General features: G+C 67.7%; 5 protein-coding genes. All 5 read right to left on the bottom strand.

Translation table 11 applies throughout. The features are described 5' to 3' along the window. Positions 1-427: 427 nt before the first annotated feature. The 5 genes from D0D37_RS45850 to D0D37_RS45830 all read right to left on the bottom strand — a co-directional run bounded on the left by D0D37_RS45850 (position 428) and on the right by D0D37_RS45830 (position 4,850). Positions 428-1,180 carry an SDR family NAD(P)-dependent oxidoreductase gene (locus tag D0D37_RS45850; RefSeq protein ID WP_116206828.1) on the bottom strand — a complete coding sequence of 251 codons (753 nt, stop codon included), beginning with the start codon at positions 1,178-1,180 and terminating at the stop codon, positions 428-430. Positions 1,181-1,188: 8 nt separating this feature from the next. After that, positions 1,189-2,013: an alpha/beta fold hydrolase gene (locus D0D37_RS45845; protein WP_116206827.1), complete on the bottom strand. Its 825-nt coding sequence runs from the start codon at positions 2,011-2,013 to the stop codon at positions 1,189-1,191. A gap of 67 nt (positions 2,014-2,080) precedes the next feature. After that, positions 2,081-3,199, bottom strand: a complete 1,119-nt coding sequence (locus tag D0D37_RS45840) for an epoxide hydrolase family protein (protein WP_116206826.1) — start codon at positions 3,197-3,199, stop codon at positions 2,081-2,083. Next, positions 3,192-4,409, bottom strand: coding sequence for an RNA polymerase sigma factor (locus D0D37_RS45835; RefSeq protein WP_116206825.1), 1,218 nt, complete (start codon positions 4,407-4,409; stop codon positions 3,192-3,194). Before D0D37_RS45835 ends, D0D37_RS45840 begins: the two co-directional genes overlap by 8 nt. 39 nt (positions 4,410-4,448) lie before the next feature. Next, on the bottom strand, positions 4,449-4,850 hold the full coding sequence (locus D0D37_RS45830) for a YciI family protein (RefSeq protein WP_116206824.1): 402 nt from the start codon (positions 4,848-4,850) through the stop codon (positions 4,449-4,451). Positions 4,851-5,636: the final 786 nt, after the last annotated feature.

The following is a 5,636-nucleotide window of genomic DNA, read 5'->3' as shown; positions in this document are numbered from 1 at the left end:
CCCCCGAACCGCAGGGAGGCTTCGTATCGGGGTTGGGGGAGGGGCTGGGTGCCTCGATTGTTGGGTGCGTCGGCTGCGGTTCGCAGGGGGCTTGCGCCCCAATGCGGCACTGGGTGCGTGGGGCGCACCGAACGCCGCGTTGGGTGCGAGTTGACGCACCGAACGCCGCTTTGGGTGCGTCTCGGCGGTGGTGAGGTCCGTGAAGGGCCCCTTGAGGGAATCTAATTCCGTGAAGGGGCCCCTCACGGACGGCGGCGGGCAATGCCAGGGACTTAAGCGGCGTGGCCTCAGCCTGCCGACCGTCCACAAAGGACGTCACTTCCGCCGAAATGCCCGACCTATGCCCACTTAGCCGCTTCCGCGCGTCCGTGAGGGGAACCCTGAGGGACTCTGAGTCCGTGAAGGTTCCCCTCACGGACGTTGGGCTTCAGGACTCGCGGTCGATGTTCAGCGCGGAGAAGGTCTGCACCACCGGCATCAGCTCGATGACGTTGATGTTCACGTGTTTTGGCTGGGCGCTGGCCCAGTACACCGACTCGGCGACGTCGTCTGCGGTCAGGGGCGTGGTGCCGGCGTAGACGTTGGCTGCCTTGTCCTGGTCGCCGCCGAAGCGGACGGTCGAGAATTCGGTGCCGCCGACCAGGCCAGGTTCGACGTTCGTTACTCGGACGCCGGTGCCGCGCAGGTCGGAGCGCAGGTTGAGGCTGAATTGGTGGACGAACGCCTTGGTCGCGCCGTAGACGTTCGCGCCGGGGTAGGCGTAGCTGCCTGCGACCGAGCCGATGTTGATCACGTGGCCGGCGCCGCGTTCGACCATGCCGGGCAGTACTGCGCGGGTCAGGTGTACGAGACCGGTCACATTGGTCTCGATCATCTGGTCCCAGTCGTCCAGCTTCGCCTCGTGTGCGGGTTCGAGACCCTTGGCCAAGCCCGCGTTGTTGACCAGGATGTCGATCTTCGCCCACTCCTCGGGCAGCTCCGCGACGACGTCCGCGACCGCGGCTGCGTCGCGGACGTCCAGCACCAGCGGGTAAACCGCGTCGCCCAGTTCGTCCGCGAGTGTTTTCAGCCGGTCGCCGCTGCGGGCCGCGGCGACGACTCGCGCGCCCTCCGCGACGAACCGGCGCGTGATCGCGGCACCGAACCCGGCGCTCGCGCCGGTCACCAATACGGTCTTCATGGAGTGCGTCACCGTTCTTCTGCGTGGTCCGGCCGGACCTGGTCCAGGAAACGGCCGAACACGTCGTTGAACTCGGCCGCGCGTTCCAGGTTAGGCAGGTGTCCCGCGCCGTCGAGCACCACCAGCTCCGAACCGGCCACGAGCTGGTGCAGCAGTTGCGCGTCGGCGACCGGGGTGAACTCGTCCTCGCTGCCTACTGCGACCAGCGTGGGCACGTCGACCTGCTTCAGCGAATCGCGGTAGTCCGGCCGCTTCGCCCGGGCCCGCAACGCGGCCGCCGCGCCCGCTGCCGGGGCGTCGCGCATCATTTTTTGGACGTGTCCGGCCACTTCGGGCGTTGAACGGAGGGTGCCGGGCGACACCATCTTCGGTAGCAGCTCGTCGGCGTACGCGGTCATTCCTTCCGCGAGCACCCGGTCCGCGGCCTGGTTGCGGGCCGCCTTTCCTTCGGCGGTCTCGGGCTCGGCGAACGTGTCGGCGAGCAGCAGCGCGGCAATCCGCTCCGGGTAATCCCGGACGGTCTGCATCACGATCTGCCCGCCCATCGACAGCCCACCCAGCGCGAAGCGGCCGAGGCCGAGGTGATCAGCCAGTCCGAGCAGATCCTCGGCGAAGTCTTCGAGGCCATTGACCGCCGGTCCGGTGCTTTCTCCGTATCCCCGCAGGTCAGGGACCACGACCCGGTGCCCGTACCGTGCGAGGTATTCAGCTTGCGGACCCCACATGGACCGGTCGAACGGGTGCCCGTGCACGAGAAACACCGGGAGCTTCGGCTGCGGTCCGAGGTCGTCGTAGGCGATCCGAGCGCCGGAGGGGAGAAGGACGGTTTGCATGTCCCCGACGCTAATCGGGGCGATTTATCAGTGCAATAAGGCGCAATGTAGTCGGAGCAATGTTTTTCTACCGCAGCTTCGCGAAGAACTGGCGGACGTCGCCCGCCCATAGCTCCGGCACCTCCTGTGCCGCGTAATGGCCGCCGCGGTCGTACTCGTTCCACGACACCAGATTCCGGTGGTGCTCGGTGAACACCCGGATCGACGGCAGGTCGCCGGGGAATTGCGCGACCCCGAGCGGCACCGGATTGCGGCCCTCGGCGGGCGTCTCCCGGCTTTCCTCGGCGTAGATCCGGATCGCGGAACCGGCGGTGCCGGTCAGCCAGTGGATCGTGACGTGGGTGAGGATCCCGTCGGCGTCGAGACCGTGGTCGTGCATCGCCTGCGCGTTCCAGCCGAGCAGGCCGACCGGGGAGTCGGACAACGCGTGCGCGAGAGTCTGCGGCTGCTGCGCTTGGACGACGCCGTAGGAGGCTTCATTGGTGAAGTAGTGATGGAACGCGTCCCACGCGGCTTTGTCCTTGGGGGACAGTTCGGCAATCCACTGTGGATCGTCGTCCGGCGGCGGATCCCAGGTCTGCGTCACATGCGCACCGAGCACCTGCTCCGGCGCGACGCGACCGACCTCCGGCGCGATCCCCGAACCCCAGTCGTTGCCCGCCGTCCCGTACCGCTCGTAGCCGAGCCGGCGCATCAACTCCGCCCACGCCCGCGCGATCCGCTGCGGCCCCCAGCCGGTGTCGGCCGTCGGACCGGAAAACCCGAACCCCGGCAACGACGGCAACACGACGTCGAACGCGATCGACGGATCAAGCCCGTGCGCGCGAGGATCGCTCAACGGCCCGACCGCGGCCAGATACTCCGCCGCCGACCCCGGCCACCCGTGGCTGAGGATCAACGGGATGGCGTCCGGCTCCGGCGAGCGGGCATGCAGGAAATGGACGTCGCTGCCGTCGATCGTCGTCGTGAACTGCGGATACTCGTTGAACCGCCGTTCCCAAGCCCGCCAGTCGTAGCGACGGCGCCAGTGCTCGGCCAGCTCGCGCACCCGGCCGACGCTGACGCCGTACCCCTGGTCACCGCCGACCGGCTCCGGTGCCCATTTCGTCCGGTCGAGTCGCTCCCGCAGATCGACCAGGTCCGCTTCGGGGATCTCGAGCCGGTACGGCCGGATCTCGTCAGTCATGTCCAGCTCCTTCAGAAAGTCGCCGGGCGCAGGCATTGAGATACCGCACCTGGCGGATGTTGGTGGCGAGTTCGGCCGCGCGCAGGTATGCGCTCCGGGCCGCTTCGCGGTCGCCCGCCTTTTCCAGAAGATGTGCTCGCGCCGCATAAAACCGCCGGTCGCGGTTGTCCAGTGCGTCAAGCAGTGCGAGTCCCGCCGTCGGTCCGTCCGCCATCCCGACCGCGACGGCGTGGCTCACCTTCGCGACCGGACTCGCCGAAACCTTGAGCAGCAGCCGATAAAGCCCGACAATCTGCCGCCAGTCGGTCTCCTCCGCGGTGGCCGACTCGTCATGAACAGCCGCGATGGCAGCCTGCAGCTGATACGGCCCGACCGGACCGCGCGGCAACGCCGTCGTCACCAGCTCCACCCCGCGCCGGATCGACTCCGCCTTCCACCGCGTCCGGTCCTGCTCGTGCAGCGGAACCAGCTCGCCCTGCTCGGTCGCCCGCGCCGGCGACCGCGCGTCCGTCAGCAGCATCAGGGCGAGCAGCCCGGCGGCCTCGCTGTCGTCCGGCAGCAACGCGGCTGTCATCTCCGCCAGCCGGATCGCCTCCGCGACCAGCTCTCCGCGGTGCAAATCCGGTGCTGACGTCGCTGAATAGCCCTCGGTGAAAATCAGGTAGAGGACATGCAGGACCGCCTCGAGCCGCTCACGCCGCGCCTCCTCGGGTGGCATCCGGAACGACACGCCACTGTCCTGGATGGTCCGTTTGGCGCGGGAGATGCGGCGGGTCATCGAGTCTTCGGAGGTGAGGAACGCCCGCGCGATCTCCGCCGTCGTGAGCCCGCCGACGGCGCGCAGCGTGAGCGCGATCTGCGACGCCGTGGACAACGACGGATGGCAGCAGAGCAGGAGCAGGATCAACGTGTCGTCGCCGGTTTGCTCGGCGACATCTTCGCGGGCCGCCTTGATCTCCCGCTCCCGTCTCGCCTGGTCAGCCCGGAGCAGATCGATCAGCTTCCGGCTCGCGACCCGCAGCAGCCAGCCGAAGGGCCGCTCGGGGATCCCCGTCTCCGGCCACTGCTGGGAGGCTTTGAGCAGGGCTTCCTGGACCGCGTCCTCGGCCGGGTCGAACCGCCCGTAGCGGCGGACCAGCGCGCCCAGCACCTGCGGCGCGAGGGTGCGCAGGGTGTCGTTGAGCGTGGCCGGGACGGATTGGTCGGTCATCTCTGCCGCCTTGGTCTGTCGCTTGCTCTTGCGGCCAGGTCAGAGTTCGCTCTCGGCACCCATCACCGGCCGGACCACCACTCCGGCCTCGGACAACCGCCCCGGAGCCTTGAGCAGGCCCGCCGCGATGTCGGTGGCCCGGTCGAAACTGGCGCAGTCGACCATCCAGTACCCGGCGATGACCTCCTCGGTCTCGCCGAACGGCCCGTCGGTGACGACCGGAACCCCGTCCCGCAGATCGAGCCGCCGGGCCAAGAGGGGTGCGGTGAGCCCCTGTGTCTCGACCAGCTCTCCCGATTCGGCCAGTGCCCCGGTGAACCCGACGAGGAACTCCTCGACCGCCGCCATCTCCGCCGGGGTGGCCGCGGGTGCGGCGCCGTCCTTGCCGCTGAGGTGGTCGTAGTCCTGCTGGTTCCCGTACGCCAGGATCAGGTACTTCATCAGGTGCTCCCTCTTTGCTGGTGTCCGCTCTTGTGACCGGCGCTCGGGCACCAGTCACGGGAAGAACGAAGCTGCCTGTCCCGGACCGGACATCGTCTCTCGGTTCGTTTCGGGTGACGCGGGTCACCCTTCGGTCACGGCGGTCGCGATTGGCTTGGCGATCAGGATGCCCCTGACGGAACCGCCTCGCTGACGATCCGGTCCGCTCCCTTGCGTGTGCGGCACGTCGACTTCCACCGTCGACCGGCCTCGCTCGTTCGCCAGCGGCTCGGTCCGTATCGGGGAGCGAGGGGACCACTCGCTCCCGCTATTCGCCGATAGCGCGCCATCCGTTCCTTCGGATTGCGGCATCCGCGAGCCGATAAGCCGCCGGATTCACCGGACCCGGCTCCGCCTGTTCGCGGCCCGCGGGCCCGCGGGATCGGCCGTCACGGGACCATTTGGCCGGTTGACCTGCGAAGATCGTATTAAGGGACCCCCCTGTTTCGGGCCGTTTTGAGCCGTGTAATCTTCTCCAAGTCGCCAGGGAAACCGGGTGGCCGCCGGGACACGAACCAAGCTCTCGCCTCTAGGGTGATTGAGTGGGTGTCCCACCAAAAACTGCTAGGAATGACCGCTTCGGTCAGGCTCGCCCTCACGGGGGTTCGGGTGTGATGCGGGGTGTGTTGCTTGAGAACTCAACAGTGTGCTAGTGAACTAAGCCAGTAGAGCTTATATATGAAACCCCCTCGTCGGGGTTTCCTTTGAGAAATATGATTGAGAATAGTCTCGATCGAACTTTACAGC

Source organism: Amycolatopsis circi (assembly GCF_003385235.1).
Lineage (GTDB): Bacteria > Actinomycetota > Actinomycetes > Mycobacteriales > Pseudonocardiaceae > Amycolatopsis > Amycolatopsis circi.
The sequence above is the reverse complement of the archived record's forward strand: the minus strand, read 5'-3'. Positions and strand labels throughout refer to the sequence as shown.